This is a genomic window from Protofrankia sp. Cas3, from assembly GCF_963555955.1.
In the GTDB taxonomy this organism is placed as follows: domain Bacteria; phylum Actinomycetota; class Actinomycetes; order Frankiales; family Frankiaceae; genus Protofrankia.
Window position 1 is genome coordinate 16,109 of record NZ_CAUVXP010000045.1, and the last position, 19,969, is coordinate 36,077.

22 protein-coding genes are annotated in these 19,969 nt (G+C 70.2%); 7 read left to right on the top strand and 15 right to left on the bottom strand.

Features of this window, described 5'->3' with window-relative positions; all coding sequences use genetic code 11:
* Positions 1-68: 68 nt before the first annotated feature.
* Complete coding sequence (locus tag U9983_RS10980) at positions 69-818, bottom strand: enoyl-CoA hydratase-related protein (protein ID WP_322753908.1); 750 nt, start codon at positions 816-818, stop codon at positions 69-71.
* A gap of 136 nt (positions 819-954) precedes the next feature.
* Here U9983_RS10980 and U9983_RS10985 point away from each other — a divergent pair, with 136 nt between their 5' ends.
* Positions 955-1,380, top strand: a complete 426-nt coding sequence (locus tag U9983_RS10985; protein WP_322753923.1) for a pyridoxamine 5'-phosphate oxidase family protein — start codon at positions 955-957, stop codon at positions 1,378-1,380.
* 40 nt (positions 1,381-1,420) lie between these two features.
* Here U9983_RS10985 and U9983_RS10990 read toward each other — a convergent pair whose 3' ends face one another.
* The gene (locus U9983_RS10990; RefSeq protein WP_322753909.1) at positions 1,421-2,863 is read right to left on the bottom strand and encodes an aldehyde dehydrogenase family protein; all 1,443 of its coding nucleotides are present in this window, start codon (positions 2,861-2,863) and stop codon (positions 1,421-1,423) included.
* 237 nt (positions 2,864-3,100) lie between these two features.
* On the opposite strand from U9983_RS10990, the gene U9983_RS10995 reads away from it, so the two are divergent.
* The gene (locus U9983_RS10995) at positions 3,101-3,721 is read left to right on the top strand and encodes a DUF6758 family protein (RefSeq protein WP_322753910.1); all 621 of its coding nucleotides are present in this window, start codon (positions 3,101-3,103) and stop codon (positions 3,719-3,721) included.
* 70 nt (positions 3,722-3,791) lie between these two features.
* Positions 3,792-4,760, top strand: coding sequence for a diacylglycerol kinase family protein (locus U9983_RS11000; RefSeq protein ID WP_322753911.1), 969 nt, complete (start codon positions 3,792-3,794; stop codon positions 4,758-4,760).
* 10 nt (positions 4,761-4,770) lie between these two features.
* On the opposite strand, the gene U9983_RS11005 is transcribed toward U9983_RS11000, so the two are convergent.
* Positions 4,771-6,432 (bottom strand): alkaline phosphatase D family protein, encoded by a 1,662-nt coding sequence (locus tag U9983_RS11005; RefSeq protein WP_416211349.1) that lies wholly within the window; start codon positions 6,430-6,432, stop codon positions 4,771-4,773.
* A 227-nt stretch (positions 6,433-6,659) separates the two neighbouring features.
* Here U9983_RS11005 and U9983_RS11010 point away from each other — a divergent pair, with 227 nt between their 5' ends.
* On the top strand, positions 6,660-7,643 hold the full coding sequence (locus tag U9983_RS11010; protein ID WP_322753912.1) for a PHP domain-containing protein: 984 nt from the start codon (positions 6,660-6,662) through the stop codon (positions 7,641-7,643).
* On the opposite strand, the gene U9983_RS11015 is transcribed toward U9983_RS11010, so the two are convergent.
* Positions 7,631-8,101 carry a MarR family winged helix-turn-helix transcriptional regulator gene (locus tag U9983_RS11015; RefSeq protein ID WP_322753925.1) on the bottom strand — a complete coding sequence of 157 codons (471 nt, stop codon included), beginning with the start codon at positions 8,099-8,101 and terminating at the stop codon, positions 7,631-7,633. The two genes, U9983_RS11010 and U9983_RS11015, sit on opposite strands and share 13 nt — an antisense overlap.
* Before the next feature lie 340 nt (positions 8,102-8,441).
* Between U9983_RS11015 and U9983_RS11020 the strand changes: the two genes are divergently transcribed.
* The gene (locus tag U9983_RS11020; RefSeq protein WP_322753913.1) at positions 8,442-9,584 is read left to right on the top strand and encodes an Mrp/NBP35 family ATP-binding protein; all 1,143 of its coding nucleotides are present in this window, start codon (positions 8,442-8,444) and stop codon (positions 9,582-9,584) included.
* Positions 9,585-9,724: 140 nt separating this feature from the next.
* Here U9983_RS11020 and tatB read toward each other — a convergent pair whose 3' ends face one another.
* From tatB to sigE, 4 genes are all read right to left on the bottom strand, one after another.
* On the bottom strand, positions 9,725-10,294 hold the full coding sequence (gene tatB, locus U9983_RS11025) for a Sec-independent protein translocase protein TatB (protein WP_322753914.1): 570 nt from the start codon (positions 10,292-10,294) through the stop codon (positions 9,725-9,727).
* Positions 10,295-10,402: 108 nt separating this feature from the next.
* Positions 10,403-11,881 (bottom strand): S1C family serine protease, encoded by a 1,479-nt coding sequence (locus U9983_RS11030; protein ID WP_322753915.1) that lies wholly within the window; start codon positions 11,879-11,881, stop codon positions 10,403-10,405.
* A gap of 190 nt (positions 11,882-12,071) precedes the next feature.
* Entirely contained in the window at positions 12,072-13,070 is a 999-nt protein-coding gene (locus U9983_RS11035; RefSeq protein WP_322753916.1) for a hypothetical protein, read from the bottom strand.
* On the bottom strand, positions 13,067-14,041 hold the full coding sequence (sigE, locus tag U9983_RS11040; RefSeq protein WP_416211350.1) for an RNA polymerase sigma factor SigE: 975 nt from the start codon (positions 14,039-14,041) through the stop codon (positions 13,067-13,069). The genes U9983_RS11035 and sigE overlap by 4 nt, the downstream gene beginning before the upstream one ends.
* Positions 14,042-14,209: 168 nt before the next feature.
* On the opposite strand from sigE, the gene U9983_RS11045 reads away from it, so the two are divergent.
* Positions 14,210-14,872 carry an O-methyltransferase gene (locus U9983_RS11045; protein ID WP_322749151.1) on the top strand — a complete coding sequence of 221 codons (663 nt, stop codon included), beginning with the start codon at positions 14,210-14,212 and terminating at the stop codon, positions 14,870-14,872.
* A 172-nt stretch (positions 14,873-15,044) separates the two neighbouring features.
* Here the strand turns inward: U9983_RS11045 and U9983_RS11050 are convergent, their stop codons facing one another.
* The 4 genes from U9983_RS11050 to U9983_RS11065 form a co-directional block, all read right to left on the bottom strand.
* Positions 15,045-15,281 (bottom strand): hypothetical protein, encoded by a 237-nt coding sequence (locus U9983_RS11050; RefSeq protein ID WP_322753918.1) that lies wholly within the window; start codon positions 15,279-15,281, stop codon positions 15,045-15,047.
* A 97-nt stretch (positions 15,282-15,378) separates the two neighbouring features.
* A complete protein-coding gene (locus U9983_RS11055) occupies positions 15,379-15,546 on the bottom strand; it encodes a DUF3117 domain-containing protein (RefSeq protein WP_013872340.1) in 168 nt (55 codons plus the stop codon).
* A gap of 230 nt (positions 15,547-15,776) precedes the next feature.
* A complete protein-coding gene (locus U9983_RS11060; RefSeq protein WP_322749152.1) occupies positions 15,777-16,283 on the bottom strand; it encodes an SRPBCC family protein in 507 nt (168 codons plus the stop codon).
* A 250-nt stretch (positions 16,284-16,533) separates the two neighbouring features.
* Entirely contained in the window at positions 16,534-17,058 is a 525-nt protein-coding gene (locus tag U9983_RS11065) for a DivIVA domain-containing protein (RefSeq protein ID WP_322753919.1), read from the bottom strand.
* A gap of 237 nt (positions 17,059-17,295) precedes the next feature.
* On the opposite strand from U9983_RS11065, the gene folP reads away from it, so the two are divergent.
* Positions 17,296-18,108, top strand: a complete 813-nt coding sequence (gene folP / locus U9983_RS11070; RefSeq protein ID WP_322753926.1) for a dihydropteroate synthase — start codon at positions 17,296-17,298, stop codon at positions 18,106-18,108.
* A 32-nt stretch (positions 18,109-18,140) separates the two neighbouring features.
* Here the strand turns inward: folP and U9983_RS11075 are convergent, their stop codons facing one another.
* The 3 genes from U9983_RS11075 to U9983_RS11085 form a co-directional block, all read right to left on the bottom strand.
* Complete coding sequence (locus tag U9983_RS11075) at positions 18,141-18,731, bottom strand: TIGR00730 family Rossman fold protein (protein WP_322753920.1); 591 nt, start codon at positions 18,729-18,731, stop codon at positions 18,141-18,143.
* The gene (locus U9983_RS11080) at positions 18,728-19,654 is read right to left on the bottom strand and encodes a TIGR00730 family Rossman fold protein (protein WP_416211351.1); all 927 of its coding nucleotides are present in this window, start codon (positions 19,652-19,654) and stop codon (positions 18,728-18,730) included. Before U9983_RS11080 ends, U9983_RS11075 begins: the two co-directional genes overlap by 4 nt.
* 115 nt (positions 19,655-19,769) lie before the next feature.
* A partial coding sequence (locus U9983_RS11085) for a M20/M25/M40 family metallo-hydrolase (RefSeq protein WP_416211352.1) occupies positions 19,770-19,969 on the bottom strand: 200 nt, incomplete at its 5' end.

The window sequence follows — 19,969 nt, forward strand, 5'->3', positions numbered from 1 at the left end:
TGCACGTTGACGACCGCGCCGGGATCCCGGTGCGGCAACGATCGGTGCCGGAATGCTCTGAGAGCCGCCTACCGGCCCGTCCACTCTGGCGAACGTTTGTCCAGGAAGGCGCGGATGCCCTCCTGACTGTCCTCGGAGGCGACGATCGTGGCGACCGCGTCGGCTGTCGCCTGCCAGCCCTCGTCATCGTCGGCCGCGACCAGCCGGTTGACCGCGGCGAGGCTCGCCCGAACGGCGACTGGCCCGTTGGCGCAGATGGTCGTCGCCAGGCGCACGGCTTCGGTGAGCGCCTCGCCCGGTTCGGTCACCATGTTGACGAGCCCGAGCGCATACGCCCGCTCCGGATCGAGCGGCCGCCCGGTGAGCAGCAATTCCTTGGCGACGTGCAGCGGCAGCGCACGCGGTGCCCGAAACAGCGCGCCGCTGGAGGCGACCAGCCCGCGGATGACCTCAGGCAGCCCGAACTGGGCCGTGCGTGCCGCGACGATCAGGTCGCAGGCCAGCGCGATCTCGAAACCGCCCCCCAATGCCCAGCCCTCGACCGCGGCGATCAGCGGTGTGGTCCGGCGCCGGCGGATGATCCCGTATTCACCGCCTCGTTCGGTGACGGCGTCCCGGCCGTCGACGAGGTCGGTGCCGGCGGAGAACACCGCACTCGTTCCGGTGATCACCCCGGCCCAGAGGTCGGGATCGTCGTCGAGCTCGTTGAGGGCCGCGTCGATGCCGAAGGCCATCTCGCGGTCGATGGCGTTGCGCTTGACCTCGCGGCGCATCGTGACGATGAGGATCCGTCCGCGACGCTCGGTATCCACTGGCACCCAGCCACCCCCTTGCGCCACGATGAACCAGATCACCCTGTTGATGGTTGGTTAGCGAAGCTAGCAGAAAAGCGGACAAGAAAAGGAGCGTGCCGGCGTGGCGACTCGGGAACAGCGTCGCGGACGGGCCATCGCGATGGCCCCGACCGAGGTCGACGACTTCCTGGCGGCGGAACGAACCTGCCGGGTCGCGACCCTCAGCAGCGATGGTCCGCATGTGGCCGCGCTGTGGTTCGTCTGGGACGGCACGTCGCTGTGGCTGAACTCCATCGTCCGCAGCCAGCGCTGGACCGACATCGTCCGCGATCCGCGGGTGGCCGTCGTCGTGGACGCCGGCGAGCGGTACCAGGAACTACGGGGAGTCGAGATCAAGGGAACGGCCGAGCCGGTCGGGGACATCCCGCGCAAGGGCGCGCCCGACCCGGAGCTGGCCGGGCCAGAGCGGCTGTTCGCCGGCAAGTACACCGGCCGCGACGAGATGATCCACGATGGGCGGCACGGCTGGCTCCGGATCACCCCATCCAAGATCACTAGCTGGGACTTCCGCAAGACGCAGTTCTGACCTCCATCGACACCGACACCGACACCGACACCGGCTACGGCTACAGGTCGATGCCGGTCAGGACCATGACCCGCTCGACGGTGAGGTCCTCCATGGCCGCCCGCACACCCTCCCGGCCCATCCCCGACCCCTTGACGCCGCCGTAGGGCATCTGGTCGGCCCGGTAGGCGGGAACATCCCCGATGATCACACCGCCGACCTCCAGCTCCCGGTGCGCCCGGAACGCTACCTGTACGTCCCGGGTGAAGACCCCCGCCTGCAGGCCGTACGGGCTGTCGTTGATCCGGGCCAGGCCTTCGTCCAGGCTGTCGACCGGTTCGATCACGAGCACCGGCCCGAACACCTCCTCCCGGGCCAGGCGGGCGTCGGGGGGAACGCCACGCAGCACGGTCGGCGCCATCGTCGTGCCGTCCCGCTTGCCGCCGAGCACCACCGTCGCGCCCGCCGCCACCGCCTCACTGATCCACAGCTCGACCCGTTCGGCCGCGGCCAGGTCGATCAGCGGCCCCACCTCGGTCGCCTCGTCGCCCGGGTCGCCGGTGCACAGGCGGGAGACCGCGGCCGTCACCTCGGCCAGCAGCTCCTCGTACAGGTCGCGCTGCGCGTAGACCCGCTGCACGGCGATGCAGGACTGGCCTGCCTGGTAGTTCGAGAACGTCGCGATCCGGCCCGCCGCCCAGCGCAGGTCCGCCGCGGCGGACCAGTCCGCGGCCACCAGCACCGCCGCGTTGCCACCGAGTTCGAGGACGACGTGCTTGCGCGGCACCGCATCCCTGATCGACCAGCCCACCGGGGCCGAACCGGTGAAGGACACGACCGGTAGCCGCGGGTCCGCAACCAGCTCGGCCATGGCCTCGTTCGGCACGGTGAGCACCGACCACGCGCCGTCGGGCAGGTCGGTCTCGGCGAGCAGTTCAGCGAGCAGCAGGCAGGACAGCGGCGTCTTCGGCGCGGGCTTGATGATGATGGGCGCGCCGACCGCCAACGCGGGTGCGACCTTGTGCGCGACCAGGTTCAACGGGAAGTTGAACGGCGTGATCGCCAACACCGGGCCGCGGGGGAAACGCCTGGCCACCGCGACGCGTCCCGCCCCCGCCGGGTCGGTGTCGAGCCGCTGCAGCGCTCCCGACCAGCGCCGGGCTTCCTCCGCGCCCCATCGGAACGTCGAGATCGCCCGGGCGACCTCGACCCGGGCCCAGGTCAGCGGTTTGCCGCTCTCGGCGGTGATGAGGGCGGCAAGCTCCTCGCCGCGTTCGGCGATGCGGCCCGCAACGTGGGCGAGCGCGGTGGCCCGGCCGTGGGCCGGCATGGCCGCCATGGCGTCCGCGGCCGCTGCGGCCGCCGCCACCGCCGCGTCCACCTGCGCCGGGTCCGGCTGCGCGACCATGGCGATCAGGCGATCGTCCCAGGGGTGCCGCACCGGGAAAGTCGCTGAACCCGTTACCGGCCGACCCGCGACCCAGAACGGCTCGACCGTGCTCATGGATGCCACTCCTCCACCTTCGTGCACAACACCCGGACACGGGTGACGCCACGCGCGACACTCCCGAATGGCAGCCGCCAGGATGGGCCGGCAGGTGCCGGGAGAAAACTCTCCGATACCCGCCTTGCTACTGTTCGTGCGGTTTACCCGGAACAGGTTTGATGAACGTGAGCAAAGGGAAGTCATCGAACCGGTGAAACTGTCAGGGAGTGGTGCGCATCGCCGGGGAGTCACCCGGTGACGAGCCCGCTTGCGTGTCCCCGATGCCTGCGAACGGTGCGTCCACCCGATTTGTGGAGCAACCAGTGGCGCTGCGACGAACACGGGGATGTCACCCCCTACCGGGTCGCGGAGTCATCCCGGGAGCAGGTGCTGCTTTTTCTCGCGCACACGGCCACGGCGCCGGTCTGGGTCCCCTGGCCGATGCCGGTGCACTGGTTCGCCAGCGGAGTCGCGTGGGCCGGCGACGACCGCACCGGCCCGCTGGCGACGGCGTTCGCCGCGGGTGGCCCGTCCCCTCTCGGCGGGCCGGCAGAGCTCGTCATCGTCGCTGAGGCTCCAGGGATCGGCCTCGGGGCCCGGCTGGCCGGACTGCCCGGTACAGATCCCGAGCGCATCGGTGGCAGACCCGAGGAGAAAATCGAGGCCGCCGGGCATCCGACCGCGCTGTGGCCGGTCGTGTGCCCACCCAACCGGGCCGCGTTTGTGGGTGAGGCCTGCGGCGTGTGGCTGTGGGTGGTGCTCTGGCCGGCGGATGCGGCGACACTGCTGCTGGAACACCTCGTCGTCCGGGACCTGCGTAATGCCCAGATGATTGCCTCGTGCCTGCTGTTCGGCGCGCAGAGCACCCATCTGTGAGCGGCGTGGCTGGAGGGTCTCGTAAGCTCGGCTCCCGCCACCGCCGCGGACGTGAGAAGGGCCGACAGTCATGACGTCGCAAGCCACGACACCGACAGCCGTGACACCGGCAGCCGTGACAGAGCCGCTGGCAACCGTTCCGCCCGCAGCCGAGGTGGACCGTCGACGGCTACTGCTCATCGTGAACCCGCACGCCGGCGGTGGCCGTGGCGCTCGCGCCCTGCCGGACGTCTGTGCAGCCCTGAAACGCTGGGCCGGCGACGTGCGGGTCGAACTGACCAGAAGCATCGATCATGCCTCAGAGCTGGCCGAGGAGGCTGTCGCCGACGGTCGGGTCGCGGTCGCGCTCGGCGGGGACGGTCTTGCCGGCCGGGTCGCCGAGACCGTGGCGCACCGCGGCGGGCTACTGGCCGTGCTGCCCGGCGGGCGCGGCAACGACTTCCTGCGCGGGATGGGCGCCGCCCGGCAACCGGTGATCGCCGCCACCGCGCTGGCCAGCGGCACCGAACGGCGGATCGACCTGGCCGAGGCCAACGGCCGGGCCTACCTCGGCATCGCCAGTGTCGGCTTCGACTCGGACGTCCAGGTGATCGCCAATCGTGCCCGGTTCGTGCGCGGCCAGCACGTTTACACCTATGGGGCGCTGCGCGCGGCCGCCACGTGGAAACCCGTCCGGTTCACCGTGGAGATCGACGGCGGCGCGCCGCGCGAAATGATCGGCTGGACGGTGGCGGCGGCGAACTCGGCCTACTACGGCGGCGGGATGTGCCTCGCGCCCGCGGCAAAGCCCGACGACGGCCTGCTCGACATCGTGCTGCTGTCGCGGTGCGGAAAGATCACGTTTCTCTCGACCTTCCCGAAGGTGTTCTCCGGCCGGCATGTGGACTCCCCGCACGTCGAGGTGGCGCAGGCCAGCCGGATCCGCATCGACGCCGACCGTCCGTTCCAGCTCTACGCCGACGGTGACCCGATCGCGGACCTCCCGGTCGAGATCGTCGTGCGCCCCGGTGTGCTGCGCCTGCTCGCCTCCCCCGGATAGCGACGTGCCCTCACGCGGGCTGGGCGCCGGGCCGCCCGGCTTCGACCACCCAGGTGGCATCCGTGCTGACCGGCGCGTCCCGGCGGTCGATGGTCTCGGCGATCCGCATGTCGGCCGTGCACCGCGCTGGTGACACCCGGATGCGGGTGTACCCGCGTCGGTCACCGCGGAAGTACCGCACGTGCGGGTTGAGCAGCCGGTTGTTCGCCCGGACGAGCTCCTCGCTGGGCAGGAAGAATCCCGAACTGATGGAGGTCGAGACGAACTCGGTGCCCACGACCGGGGTGTCGGGCCGGTCGAAGTCGACCCGCAGGTCGTTCACCCAGGCGCTGTGGATGTCGCCGGCCAGCACCACCGGGTTGGTCACCCGGGTGTCCCGTACGGCTGCCAGCAGTCGGGTCCGGTAGGGCACATAGCCGTCGTTCTGGTCGAGGTTCGCGAGCACGTCACCACTGCCCGGGGTGAGCTGGGCGTGCAGCTGGGCCAGCATCGTCTGCTGAGCGATCACGTTCCACCGGGTACGCGACGCGCTCAGGCCGTCGATCAGCCACTTCTCCTGCTCGGCACCGGCCATGGTCCCGGTCGTGTTGCTCGCTCCCAGGGTGGCCGGGCCGATGTCGTTCGGGATACGCCCCGGCTGCGGCGTCCGGTACTGGCGGGTGTCCATCACGGTGAGGGTGAGCAGGTCACCGAAGGCGAACCGGCGGTAGAGGCGCAGGTCCGGCGATCCGGGCGAGTAGCTGACACGGATCGGCATGTGCTCGTAGTAGGCCTGGTAGGCCGCGGCCCGCTGCCGGGCGAAGGTCGCCGGGTCCTGCTGCTTGGCACCGGTGTCGGCCGACTCGTCGGTCAGCCCGGCATAGTTGTTCTCGGTTTCGTGATCGTCCCAGGTGACCACCCACGCCGCAGCCGCGTGCGCGGCCTGCAGCTGCGGGTCGGCCTTGTACTGGGCGTAACGCGCCCGGTAGTCGTCGAGAGTCCGCAGCTGGTCGAGACCGGGCGTGGCCGGGGTGGTGTGGCGGCGGTCGGGGAACCTGCTCTTCGGGTCGTACTCGTAGATGTAGTCGCCGACGTGGACGACGAGGTCGAGATCATCGGCTGCGATCGCACCGTACGCCGGCCAGTAGCCGTTCTGATAGTCCTGACAGCTGGCCAGCGCGAAGCTCAGCGCCGACGCGGCGGCGCCGGCGGCCGGTGCGGTGCGGGTCCGACCGACCGGGCTCAGCACGGTGCCGGCGCGGAACCGGTAGAAGTACACCCGGGCCGGCTGCAGACCGCGGACGTCGACGTGCACGGAGTGCGCCAACCCCGGGACGGCGCTGCGCGTCCCCACCGCCACGACGTCGGTGAACCGGTCATCGGTGGCGACCTGCCAGTCAACCGGGATGTCGCGGTCGGGCAGGGCCACGCCGCCGGTGGGCTGCGCCACCAGCCGGGTCCAGAGGATCACCCCGTCCGGCAGCGGGTCGCCGCTGGCGACCCCGAGGGCGAACACGCCGTCACCAACACCGGGAACCGGCGTCGCGGGCGCCAGAGTCGGGCGCGGGGTGGCACCAGGGCCGGGGGACCCGCCATCGGAGCAGCCCGCCGCGGCCAGCAACACGGCACCGCCCGCGAGAAAGCCACGTCGGGTCGCAGCCCGTGTCCGTGCACATCCACCAGGATTGCTCACAACACCGGGACGTTAGCCGGCCGGCACCCACGTCGGAAAGGCCGTCGCAGCCACAAGTGTGGAGAAACGCAGGACGGCGGCCCGCGGCTATCGTGGTCAACAACGGTGGCCGACAGCGGGTGCCCGGCCAGAAACGGGTCCGACGCCACGACCGGGTCGGCGGAGTAGGCGGGGTGCGCTGTGCGCGAAGACTTCAACCACAGAGAGCAACTCCGGACGTGTATCCGGTGACGACGGCGGGACTGATCGATCTTCATGCGCATTCGACGGCGTCGGACGGACTGTGCAGCCCCACCGAGGTCGTCCGCCTGGCGACCGCTGCCGGCCTGACCGTCGTCGCGCTGACCGACCACGACACCACCTCGGGTCTGGCCGAGGCCGCCGGCATCCTGCCGACCGGGCTCACCCTGCTCCCAGGTGCGGAGATCTCGTGCGGAATCCGGGTCGAGCACGGCCGCTGGGTGAGCCTGCACCTGCTCGCCTACCTGTTCGACGCGACCGAACCGGTGTTCGCGGCCGTCCGGGCCCGGCTACGCGAGGACAGGGTCACCCGCGCCCGCCGGATGGTGGAGAAGCTGGCCGCCGATGGCCATCCCGTGCGCTGGGAACAGGTGGCCGCCCAGGCTGACGGTGTGATCGGACGCCCGCATGTGGCCGAGGCGCTGGTCGACGCCGGCCTCGTGAGCTCCCTGCAGGCCGCGTTCACACCCGCCTGGATCGGCGCCGGCGGTCGCTACTGGGTGGGCAAGGACGAGCCTGACGCCCTGGAGGCGATCCGGCTGGTTCGCGACGCGGGCGGTGTCAGCGTGTTGGCCCACCCGTACGCGAGCACGCGCGGTCCGACCATCGGCCCGGATGTGATCGCGACCATGGCACGGGCGGGTCTTCGCGGCCTCGAGGTGGACCATCCCGACCACCCGCAGCAGGCGCGCGCCAGGCTTCGCCGGCTCGCCACCGACCTGGGACTGATCGTCACCGGCGCGAGCGACTTCCACGGCCCGAGCAAACCCCAGCGCCTCGGCGCGGAGACGACGAGCGGGCACGCGTACGAGGCGCTCATCGCCGAGGCGTACGGTGCCCAACCGCTGACCGGACCAGCTGGGCCGCTACGGCACCAGCCACCACGGGCAGCGGCGGGCCTGCCGGCACCGGCCTGGCACCCGCAGGCGCCCTGGAGCCCGCAGACGCCCTGGAGCCCTCAGACGCCCTGACCGCAGCCACCGCCGGGCGGCGGCGTGGACACGTGGGGATCGAGCCGGCCCAGCAGGTTGGCGAGCACGTCAAGTTCGTCCGGGCTGAAGTGACTGGTGACATGCTTCGACACCCCGGCGAGATGGGTCCGGGAGGCCGCCCGCAGCCGCTTGCGGCCTTCGGAGGTCAGCGTCGCAAGCGTTCCCCGGGCGTCGGACGGACACGACCGTCGCGCGACCAGACCGTCACGTTCCAGCCGGTCGACCAGGCGGGTCAGGCCGCTGCGGGACAGCAGGACCGCCTCCGCCAGCTCGTTCATGCGCAGGGCGCCGTCCGGCGCCTCGGCCAGCTGGACCAGCACATCAAAGGACGCCAGGGGCAGGTGGTGTTCGGCTTCGAGATCGGTTTCCAGCTGCCGGATGACATACGAGTGAGCCCGCAGGAACTGACGCCATGCCCACAGTGATCGCGGGTCCATCAGCGATTCCTGCTCCGCTGTCTGCTCGTCGACCGTCACGTGGATCAGATTACGTCGCCCGTTGCGGTCCGCGAGCGAGCTCGCTGATGATGTCAGACGATCGACATTCCGATGAAGACAGCCCCAGTCGAGAACTGCTGGGCGACCGTGGGTTGACGGGCAGGTTGCCAGATCGCGACGGTGCGCCGCCGGGCGGCCGTGGGTCAACCGCCGGACCTTGCCGGGGCGGATCAGGTTCCGGCTTCGCCGGACGCGTTCGAGCCGGGCTGGCGGCTATGGTGGGGATGCAGGCGTGACGGCGCGAGCCCCACGCACCACACCGACTGGTCGAGGTTTTCTCTTGTCTGCTTCCCGGCCTAGCGCGGACGCGATCCAGGCAGCTCTCGCAACGGTGCTCGACCCTGAGATCGGGCGTCCCATCACCGAACTGGACATGGTCGACTCGGTCCGCATCACCGATGACACCGTGGACATCGTAGTGCTACTGACCGTCTCCGGCTGCCCGATGCGCGACGAGATCACCAGTCGAGTCCAGCGCGCTGTCACCGCAGTACCGGGTGTGCGGGCCGTGCAGGTCCGCCTCGAGGTCATGAGCGCCGAGCAGCGCGCCGCCCTGCACACGAAGCTGCGCGGCGGGACGGGAACCCGGGCGATCCCGTTCGCGCAGCCCGGCTCACTGACCAGGGTGTACGGCGTAGCCAGCGGAAAGGGCGGCGTCGGCAAGTCGTCGGTGACCGTCAACCTGGCCGCCTCGATGGCCCGGTCCGGCCTCGCGGTCGGTGTGCTGGATGCCGACATCTACGGGCACTCGATCCCCCGGATGCTCGGAGTCGACCGCCTGCCCACCCAGGTCGAAAAAATGATCATGCCTCCACAGGCGCATGGCGTGAAGGTCATCTCCACCGGCATGTTCACTCGTGGCAACCAGCCGGTCACATGGCGAGGGCCGATGCTCCACCGGGCACTGGAACAGTTCCTCTCGGATGTGTTCTGGGGGGACCTCGACATCCTGCTGCTCGACCTGCCACCGGGCACCGGCGACATCGCGATCTCGTTGGCGCAACTTGTGCCGTCATCCGAGCTTCTCATCGTGACCACCCCTCAGCTTGCCGCCACCGAGGTTGCCGAGCGGGCCGGCACAGTCGCCGTCCAGACTCGACAGAACGTCGTCGGCGTCGTGGAGAACATGGCCTGGCTGCCCTGCCCGCACTGCGACGGACGCGTGGACGTCTTCGGCTCAGGTGGCGGCGCGGCCGTGGCCGAGCGGCTGACCCGCGTGCTCGGACACGACGTCCCGCTGTTGGCGCAGATACCCATTGATGTCCGGCTGCGCGAAGGCGGCGACTCGGGCGTCCCGCTGGTGACCGCGGATCCAGACTGCGAAGCCTCGAAAATCCTGCGGGGAGTGGCCGAACGGCTGTCATCCCGTTCACGCGGGTTGGCTGGCCGGTCCCTCGGCCTCACCCCGACCCGCCGAGGCTGACGACACCCGGTCGGGCTGACCGGGTGCGGGACCGGCTGAGGCTACTGCGCTACTCCGGCCCGGCCCGGCCCGGGCCACATCCGATCTGGGCACGGGCCACGGATCGCTCGAACAGAAGTGGCGCGGGTATCAGACGGGTATCAGGTCGCGTCGGTGTCGAAGGGCGTCGCCGCCGACAGCATCTCGGCGCTGACCGCCCCCCTCGCTGCGGGCGCCGCGGCAGCCGCCTGACCCCGGTCTGTCGGGGCGGCCTTGGCCGGGGTCGAAGTGGCCTTGGTCAGAATGGGGGATTTTGTCAGGGCAGGGGATTTCGTCAACGACGGCGCCTTGGCCACAGCCGGCGCATCGTCGTAGGAGAGCCGGGGACGAACCGGCTCGGTGGGCCCGGACGGCGTCTCCGGGTCATCATCGAAGAGCATCTTGTCGAGCGACGTCCGCTTGGAAAGGTACGACGGAAGCAACGGGTCTTCGTCCTCGAACAGATGCTTGCGCACGAACGTCGTGGGATGCAGGGTACTCAGGTCGAGATCGGCAATCTCCGGACCGAGCTCGGAGCGCAGCTCCTCGCGCATGCCGGCAGCCATCTGCCGAAACTGACGCAGCATCCGACCGGCGTCACGGGCCGCGTTCGGCAACCGTTCCGGGCCGAACACGAATAGGCCGATCAGTAGAAGGACAGCGACCTCGCCCCAGCCCACACCGTTGAACACGGCCCCAGACTACCTCGCCATTGCGATCAACGGAACGCCTCCGGCCCGGTTGCCCGTCCGCTCGGGCCCACCGACCCGGTTGCCCGGTTGCCCGGTTGCCCGGCGTTCCTAATCGCGCTGCTCCTGAAGGGTCAGCGCGACATCATGGACAGTGTGATCACGCTCGAAACTAAGCATGATCCGGTCACCGATCCGATGGCCGCGGGTTGCCGCAATCAGGTCATTGGTATTCCCGATGACCGTCCCGTCGACCTTGATGATAATGTCGCCCGGACGCAGGCCGACCGCGTCCGCGGGCCCGCCCGACTCCACCGCGCGGATCAGTGCGCCGGACGACGTTCCGACCGCCGCCGCATCATCCGGCGTGATCGTCCCAGTGGACACGCCGACATCGGGATGCGTGGCACGACCGGTACTGATGATCTCACCAGCCACTGACCTCGCGTAGTCGATCGGGATGGCGAAACCGACTCCGATGTTCCCGGACGCGCCGCGGTCGGCGCGGGACCCGGGCACAGCCGCGATCGCGGTGTTGATGCCGACAACCTGACCGCGTCCGTCCACCAGCGCACCGCCCGAGTTGCCGGGATTGATGGCCGCGTCGGTCTGGATCGCACCGATGAGGACCGATTCCCCGCCGGACTCCACCGGCACCGTCGGGTTACGGTCGAGCGCGCTGACAATACCTGTGGTCACTGTTCCGGACAGGCCCAACGGTGCACCGATGGCCACCAGAGGTGCACCCACCACGAGCGAGCCGGAACGTCCCAACGTCGCGGCTGGTAGCGGGTTCGCAGTCTGAATCCGGATTACGGCAAGGTCCGTCTTGGGATCACGCCCGATGATCTCAGCCGAGATCTGCCGCAGCTCCTTGTACAAGGTCACCGACACGCGCGCCCCGGCGGCAACGCCTGCGATGACGTGGTTGTTCGTCAGGATGTAGCCGTCCGATCTGATGATCACACCGGAGCCGGTGGCGGACAGGATCGGACTGGTCACATTGATCGTGACAACCGACGGCAGGGCACGTGCGGCAATGACGGAGACCGGCGCGGCCCGTTCGACCGGGGCCGCAGCGTCGACGCCCGCCACGGGCGACGACCCGGGTGGCGACCCGGATGGCGACCCGGATGGCGACCCGGCCGCGGTCGGTACGAGTGGCTCGTCGGTCCGCGCGGAGTGAGCGCCGATCACACCACCGATCACACCGCCGGCGCCACCGCCGACCAGGCCGGCGAGCAGCATCGCCGCCACGAGAACCAGCCGACCCGGTCGGGGTGCGACCTGGTCGGGCGCTCCCCACCCGGCGGCACGCGATTCAGCAACGGCTGCGTCAGCAACAGCTGCGTCAGCAACAGCTGCGTCAGCAACAGCTGCGTCAGCGGCGCCGTCGACGGTGGGCGGCCCGCCATGATGTGCAACGGGCACAAAAAGATCGGCCGGCAGGTTTGCCGCCGACCCCCAGGCACCGGGTGCCGGAGCCGGGCGGGCCCACCATGGGTTTGTCGGCGGGTCACCCGGACCTCTGTCATCCGCCGGTTCACCCCGCGGTGCGATGCCGTCCTCGCCGTCACCGCTCACGGCCATCCGCCTCCGCCACCAGTAGCAGGGAACACGCGGATGTACCCACAGGCACGAAACATCCGCCAACATCGCCGGGCGCTCTTATGCTCGTATCGGGGAAACGTCGGGCCGCTCAGCCAGCCCCTACTGCGATCACGCAGCTATTACCGTACGACCTCCCGGCGGCAGCCGGCGGTAACCCGACCGGGACGCCCTAGCGCCGCGAGCCATCGGGCAGCAACACCGCGGCCATCACCGACGGCAGGTGGCCAGCCCCGGCTTCAGCGACATCGACCTCAGCGGCACTGATTCCGGCGGCACTGGAACCGGACAGATTGGTCCCGGGGACGGCCGTCCCGGCGATGCCCGTCCTGGCGATGCTCATCCCGGCGATGCCCGTCCTGGCGATGCCCGTCCTGGCGATGCTCATCCCGGCGATGCTCATCCCGGCGATGCTCATCCCGGCGATACCCGTCCTGGAGATGACGTTGGGCTGAGCCGCCGGGACCGCGACGGGACGCGGCGGTTGCGCAACAGTGCCAGGCGCACGTATCTCTCCGAGCGCAGCGCCCGCGACAGCGAAAAGCATCACCGCCACGGAGCTGACCAGGATACGTCTGGTCCGGCTCTGGCGTCCCCGCCAGCCGCTGGCCGAACTGGTCGCCGGCCGGCGACCACCGGACGCGGTGCCTGCGTGCCGCGCGGCGTCCGGCCGACTCGAATCAAGGCACCTCTTCGAGCCCGGCCGGCGGCGCCCCGTCGGGCCGGTAGCACCGACGAGATCAACCGGCCTGGTTGACGACGCCACCCGCCCGGCCGTCGCCCCGGTCGGCATTGCTGACTGCGGCGGATCGGCGCTCCGCGCAGGGCTCGGGACGACCGGCTGGTCCACCGAACTGATAACGCCGATGACGCCGATGAAAAGACCACGCCCGGCCGTCCGGATGACCCCGCGGATGGCCAGGGACACCGGGCGTGTCCGGGCCGGGCCCGAGTCGGCGGGAGCTGCCATTCGCAGCAGCCGATCCGCCACTCCCCCCGGCAGGGTCGGATCGCCGAGCCCCGCCAGCCGGGCCTTGAGGTGGCGCAGCTCGGCGACCTCCCACTGACAGGACGAACAGCACGCGACGTGCGCCAGGGCACGGTCCCGACCGTCGTGGTCCAGCTGCCCGTCAACCAGCGGGGCGATCTGCTTGCCGAGATGTCCGGTCACGCCTGCCCCTCCGGTGCGGACGACGTGCCACCACCAGCATTCGCCGCCGCCGGCAGGCCTGTCGGCGGCGTCCGCCGAGTGATCCGGTGCGATCGGCGTGACGGCGTCGTACCGTCCTCGACCGGGGCGAGCGCGCCTGCCGCGGGCTCGACCGGCCCGGCCACCGGCTTCGGCGTCGACGCCTCGATCAGGACGGCCCCACCGGCTGGAACGGCGTCGGCTGGAACGGCGTCGGCTGGAACGGCGTCGGCTGGAACGGCGTCGGCTGGAACGGCGTCGTCCGTCGCGGTGCCCGATGCTGGGAACACGGCCGGCCCGTCTGCCGGCACCGACGCACGCGGCGCACGATCGGCGAGTGTTTGGCGCAACATGGCCCGGCCCCGGGAGATCCGACTACGGACGGTCCCGAGTTTCACGCCGAGAGTCTGCGCGATCTCCTCATAGGACAACTGTTCGATGTCGCACAGCACGACCGCAGCCCGGAAATCGGGCGGGAGCGCTGCCAGCGCACCTTCGATGTCGGCATCGAGATGCGACTCCGCATATACAGCCTCGGGACTCGCTTCGCGGCCGGCAAGGCGTTCCGGGTCGTCCGGCAGCGCGTCGAACCGAATCTTCTGCTGGCGGCGCATCCGGTCCAGGAAGAGGTTTGTGGTGATCCGGTGCAGCCAGCCCTCAAAGGTGCCGGGCGTGTAATCGGCCAGCGACCGGAACACCCGCACGAAGACATCCTGGGTGAGGTCCTCGGCATCGTGTGCGTTCCCCGTAAGCCGGTAAGCGAGCCGATACACCCGATTACCGTGATCTCGCACGACCTCTTCCCACGTGGGTGGTACCCACGTGGTCAGGTCCGTCCCGGCGACGTCGACCGCGACGGTTTCGTCACGTACGGCGTCGCCGTCCGACACCGGACGTGGCGAAACCGACCGCCCGGGCGCGAACGTCGCCAGACGCGCGTCCTGTCCGGTCACGGTCGCCTCTCGCTCGGTTCGCGACGAACGTACCCGACGCGCCGGCCATGGCGCGGCAAAACCCGCAGCGGACACCGGCTGATCTCCCCTCGATCCATCCCGACACGAGGTGCGCTGACCAGACGAACGCACCATGCACAGCGGGCGTTCCCGTAGGCTGCCTATGTCATGCCCGACACAGCCACCGGAGCCGTCGATCCGGCCTCCGAATACACCGAGGGCTTCCTGTTGGAAGACCCTCCGCTGCGAGCTGCCCGGGCACGCGCCGAGGAGGTCGGGATCGTGCCCGTCAGCCCGGGCGCCGGGTCCATCCTTCGTTTTCTCGCCGCCTGTGTCGCCGCCCGCACCGTCGTCGAAATCGGAACAGGTACGGGGGTGTCCGGTACCTGGCTCCTGCGCGGTATGCGGCCGGACGGAACGCTCACCACCATTGACGTCGAGGCCGAACATCTCCGGCTCGCGCGCCGCACGTATGCCGACGCGGGAATGGCATCCAACCGCAGCCGGCTGATAACGGGCCGGGCCCTCGACGTCCTGCCCCGCCTCACCGACGGTGCTTATGACCTGGTCTTCTGCGATGCGGACAGACGTGAGGCCACCGATTACCTCAACCAGGCCCTCCGCCTTCTGCGGCCGGGCGGGATCGTGGTGTTCGCCGGCATGCTCGCCGGTGGGCGGGTCGCGGACCTGGCAGCTCGCGATCCCGAGGCCGTCGCGGCCCGGGAGCTCGCGACCGCCGTGCGGGACGACATCCGGCTGACGCCGATGCTCCTGACCGCCGGTGACGGCCTGATCGTCGCGGTTGTCGCGAAGTCGTCACCGGTCGGGTGAGCGCTCGTCTACTCCGGGGTCGTCGGCCTCGGAGCGGACGAGCAGAATCATGATCGCATACCTTTCGACCGGGTAGCCGGAGAGCCACGCCGGCGGCGAGCGAACACCCCAGCTGGTGCCGCGCCCCCGCCGATGTCGGCCAGGTCCGCCACAACGGGCTCCAGTGCGGCCGCTACTCCCCGCGCCTGGCAGGGCTGCCGCCAAGTCCTTCACCGGCGGCCTGGGCCACGCGCAGAAGGCCTCTGGGACCCGCTGTGTCGGAACAGGAGAACAGGCCGGCCGGCGCGACGGTGGCCGCGTAGGCAAGCCCCTCAGCGGGCACCAGACGGCCCTCGGCGTCGGTGTTGAGCGCCTCGGACGGTGGTTCCGCCCCAGCAGTAGGCGACGTGAGCAGAACCCGTGCCGGCACACCGACCTCCGGCGGCGTACCGGCCCACAGCCTCACGGTCGGTGGGCGGAGGGCGGAGGGCGGCCCACTCGGTATCCACCGGAACGTCGAACACGCCCTAGCCGGCAGCCGACTTCAGCGCGTCCCCAAGGTCCTTCGCCTCGTCAGGCAACAGTTCCACCACGAGACGGCCACCCCCTTCGAGCGGAACGCGCATGATGATGCTGCGCCCCTCCTTGGTGACCTCGAGCGGACCGTCACCCGTCCGCGGCTTCATGGCCGCCATCGGTGCACCTCTTCCTGCCGTCGGACCTGCTACCACCGGCGATTATCCCGGAGAACAGGCCGGGAACCGAAACACGTCACCCCGCAGCGCCACAACAGACACAGCCAGACGGGATCGTGAACCGCCAGATAGGCCTCCGAACGGCCAACACGGAAACAATTCAGGCCAAGGAGCATGATCGGGATGTCACGGCGGTCCGGCGGCGGCGCGTGCCAGCCGTCCAGGTGACGTCAGCTGGACGTCACGTTCCGGGCGAAGCGGTGCAACGAGACCCGCCACACACCCGCGAGCAGCGGCCGCAGCAGCTCGAACACGGCGCGACCGAACCACCCCAGCGGCAGGTCCAGCTCCTCGGACCAGACGAGCCTCGACCGCCCGGCGGGCAGGGGCACAACCACGAAGGCTCCGCTCCCACGCACCACCCGGCCGGTATGGCGGACCAGGCAGCGGTACGGCGGCTCCCACTCGACGATCTCCATCGTGTCGACGATCGCCAACGGGCCGATCCCCGTGCGGGCGACGATGCAGCCGCCGACCCCGATCCCACCCTGACGGCAACGGACCACCGTCGTCGCCAGCAGCCACTCCCCCTGACGCTCCCAGTCGGTCAGTGCCGCGAACACGGCGTCCGGTCCGGCGTCCACCTCGACAGCCGCGACAAGCGTGCCGGGCTTGCGCCGGTTCACCGCGGGAGCTGGCGGGCGGTGGTGCTTCCGGGACAGGCTGACGCTCAACATGAAGATCCCCTATAGTGGTCCGCCGGCTTGGAGCGACCCGCGACAGGTACGCGGCGTCGCGGGTCCGGCGCACGCACCTCGCCTCATCGCTACCCGGCCATCGCTTCGCGATGCACGCCCCTACTGCCAAGCGCCCTTAACGATGTGAATCTGATGCTGCTGCCACAACACCAGATTCACCTCGTTACCAGATTCACATCGTTCCCAACGAGCGTCCGGCATCTTCCGAAAGCCCTGTCCCGGCTGCCGGTTACTCCGGTGGTGGGACCGGTAGGGCTGTCGGGGCCGGCAGCTCTGCCCGGGCCGGCAGCGTGGTCTGGCTGACGGCGTCGGCGTGGCCGGACCAGTCGTCGCGATCCGCACTCCGTCGACCCGGCGACTGGTGACCCGGCGACTGATGACCCGGCGACTGATGACCCGGCGACTGATGATCGAAATGGGCAAAGGTGGCAAGCCTGACCATTTCCTCGTCCCGCCGCGCCAGTTCAGCGTCCCGCCAGGCGAGCTCGTCCGCGAGCCGTGCGAGTACCGCGTCCACCTCGGCCATTCGGTACCCGCGAAACGCCATGTCAAACCGGACACCGCTGACATCAGCCGCAGACACGGTCGGTGATGGCAGACCGTTGTCAGCCGCATCCGGCGGCGCCGGCGACAACCGGTCGAACCTTCCGACCGAGAGGGCGGCGACGGCGAAGACGATGGCGGCGACAACGACTATCTCGACAGCGAGCAACACACTCACGATCGTGGCACGGGCCGAAAGGTTGCGCCGCACCTGCCACCCCGCCAGCGTGATCGCGGCTGTAGTTTCGCCCGGCGCGAGGCTCCGGGCGCTCTAAACTCCCTTTCGATGAGTACGGACGCCGACACGCCCCACGCCGCCGATCCGGCGGGCACAGAACGCACCGCAGGCACGGAGCAGACCGTGGGCCCAGCGCACACCGCGGATACGGTTGCCGCCGCTGACCTCCGGCTCGGCGGCTTGACGTTCGGTCCGTCCGACCTGGTCATCATGGCGATCATCAACCGGACGCCCGACTCGTTCTTCGACCGGGGCGCGACCTACGGCGAGACGGAGGCACTGGCCGCTGTGGATCGTGCCGTCGCCGACGGCGCCCAGATCATCGACATCGGCGGGGTGAAGGCGGCGCCGGGCTATGACGTCGACACGGGCGAGGAGCTGCGGCGCATCGGTGGATTCGTCGCGCTGGTCCGGTCCAGGCACCCCGCCATCGCGATCAGCGTGGACACCTGGCGGGCCGAGGTCGGCACAGTCGCGGCCGGTGAAGGCGCAGACCTGCTCAACGATGCCTGGGGCGGCACCGACCCGCACCTGGCCGAGGTTGCCGCCGAGCACGGCTTGGGCCTGGTCTGCACCCACGCCGGACACCTGCCGCCCCGCACCCGCCCACACCGGATCGCCTACGACGACGTGGTCGCCGACATCATCGCCACCACGACCGGGCTCGCGAAGCGCGCGGTGGCGCTGGGAGTGCGACCGGACGGCGTCATCGTCGATCCCGGCCACGACTTCGGCAAGAACAGCCGGCATTCCCTGACGGCGACGCGCCGGCTGCCCGAACTCGCCGCCACCGGATGGCCGGTGCTCGTCGCGCTGTCGAACAAGGACTTCATCGGCGAGGCCCTCGACGCGCCGGTCACCGAGCGTCTTGAGGGGACCCTCGCCGCAACCGCGATCAGCGCCTGGCTCGGTGCCAGGATCTTCCGGGCCCATCAGGTCGCAGCGACCCGCAAGGTGCTGGACATGGTGGCGGCCATCCGCGGGACCCGGGACCTCGCCGTCGGACGCCGGGGCCTCGCCTGACCCGGCCCCGGCGGGCGACCCGGGCCAACCGGTTATTCGCCCTCAAGCTGTTCGGCGGCGCTCGGACCGAGACCGCCCGGCCGCCGTACCCCGGCCTCCAGCATGTCCAACGCGGCCGCGACCGTGTCCGCCCAGCCCAGCGCGTCCCGGGCCGCCGGTCGGACGAAACCCCGCCCGACCAGCTCCGCCACCTGTGCCCGCAGGTGGGTGAACAGGCCCGAGGGGTCGAGGACGACGACCGGCTTGGCGTGCATCCCGAGGGAGCGCGCGACCCAGACCTCCAGGAGCTCCTCGATGGTGCCCAGGCCGCCGGGCAGCGCCAGGAACGCGTCCGAACGGATCTCCAGGAGTGCCTTGCGCTCCCGCATCGTCTCGGTGACGATCAGTTCGTCCGCTTCGTCGTCGATGATCTCAAGCGCTGCCAGCGCCCGCGGGATCACACCCACGGTGTAGGCGCCACCGGCACGGGCGGCGCGGGCGACCGCGCCCATGCACGAGATCGAGCCGGCGCCCGAGACAAGACCGTGGCCGCGGCGGGCGAGCCCGGCGCCGACGTCGGCGGCGAGCTCGACGTAGGAGGGATCGATCGCCTCGGACGACGAGCAGTAGACGCAGATGTTCACGCGGGCTCCCCGGCCGGCCAACCGGCATCGGATCCCGACTGGCTGCCACCGCTACCCGCACCCGCACCCGCACCCGCACCCGCACCCGCACGGTGACTGTCGACGATGATGCGGACGGCCTCGTCCACGTCATCGGTGAGAGTCACAAGATCAAGATCTGACGGCAGGATGCGCCCGGCGCCCGCGACGGTCGTACGCAGCCAGTCCAGCAGGCCCCCCCAGTACCGCGACCCGATGAGCACCACCGGGAAACGGGTCACCCGACGGGTCTGGACGAGCGTGAGGGCCTCGAACAGCTCATCCAGCGTGCCGAGCCCGCCAGGCATGATCACAAATGCCTCGGCGTACTTGACGAACATGGTCTTGCGGACGAAGAAGTACCGGAAGGTCACCCCGAGATCGACCCAGTCGTTGAGGCGTTGTTCGAACGGGAGCTCGATACCGAGGCCGACAGACAGACCACCGGCTTCCTGCGCGCCCCGGTTGACAGCTTCCATCGCCCCCGGACCACCACCAGTGATCACCGCATAGCCGGCCCGGACGAGCGCGGCACCGAGCCGTTCGCCCAGGGCGTAATCGGGGTCGTCCACCGAAACTCGGGCCGAGCCGAAGACCGTCACCGCTCGGGGCAACTCCGCGAGCAGCCCGAACCCCTCGACGAACTCGCTCTGGATCCGCAGGACCCGCCACGGGTCGGCGTGGACCCAGTCGGTCGGACCACGGGTGTCCAGCAGGTGCTGGTCGGTCGTTGACGCCTCGACCAGCCCCCGGCGGACGGTGATGGGCCCGCGTTGCCTCTCCGGGGGGCGCCGGGACCGGGCCGGCCGGTCCCGGCCCGGTCCGGGATCGGGTCCGGCAGCGCCGGGGACCGGAGGAATGTCTGGCTGGGCCGGGTCGGTGGGCGTACTCACGAGCCGTAACATAACGTTCCAGCGTTACATTCAAGATCACATTCGGGTAACCCGCGGAGGAGTTCGGCGAGCGTTATCCGAAACATCCCGGGCAGGTCAGCGGCCATCCCGGCATGTGCTGATCCGGCTAATCCGGCTCTTGCGCCGTGAGGTAGCGCCGCAGGACGTCCTCGGCCGCGCCGATCCGTTCGGCCTCCACGTACTCGTCGCGGGTGTGGGCAAGGTTGGGATCACCGGGGCCGAAGTTGAGCGCGGGGATGCCGAGCGCGGCGAAACGGGCCACGTCCGTCCAGCCGTACTTGGCCACGGGCACGCGCCCCACGGCAG

Excerpts from the sequence above, each read along its gene's own strand:
- U9983_RS10985 (WP_322753923.1), top strand. The coding sequence starts at position 955 with ATGGCCCCGACCGAGGTCGACGACTTCCTGGCGGCGGAACGAACCTGC.
- U9983_RS10990 (WP_322753909.1), bottom strand. The coding sequence starts at position 2,863 with ATGAGCACGGTCGAGCCGTTCTGGGTCGCGGGTCGGCCGGTAACGGGT.
- U9983_RS11000 (WP_322753911.1), top strand. The coding sequence starts at position 3,792 with ATGACGTCGCAAGCCACGACACCGACAGCCGTGACACCGGCAGCCGTG.
- U9983_RS11015 (WP_322753925.1), bottom strand. The coding sequence starts at position 8,101 with ATGGACCCGCGATCACTGTGGGCATGGCGTCAGTTCCTGCGGGCTCAC.
- U9983_RS11030 (WP_322753915.1), bottom strand. The coding sequence starts at position 11,881 with ATGGCCGTGAGCGGTGACGGCGAGGACGGCATCGCACCGCGGGGTGAA.
- U9983_RS11045 (WP_322749151.1), top strand. The coding sequence starts at position 14,210 with ATGCCCGACACAGCCACCGGAGCCGTCGATCCGGCCTCCGAATACACC.
- U9983_RS11055 (WP_013872340.1), bottom strand. The coding sequence starts at position 15,546 with ATGGCGGCCATGAAGCCGCGGACGGGTGACGGTCCGCTCGAGGTCACC.
- U9983_RS11060 (WP_322749152.1), bottom strand. The coding sequence starts at position 16,283 with ATGTTGAGCGTCAGCCTGTCCCGGAAGCACCACCGCCCGCCAGCTCCC.
- folP (WP_322753926.1), top strand. The coding sequence starts at position 17,296 with ATGGCGATCATCAACCGGACGCCCGACTCGTTCTTCGACCGGGGCGCG.
- U9983_RS11080 (WP_416211351.1), bottom strand. The coding sequence starts at position 19,654 with ATGTTACGGCTCGTGAGTACGCCCACCGACCCGGCCCAGCCAGACATT.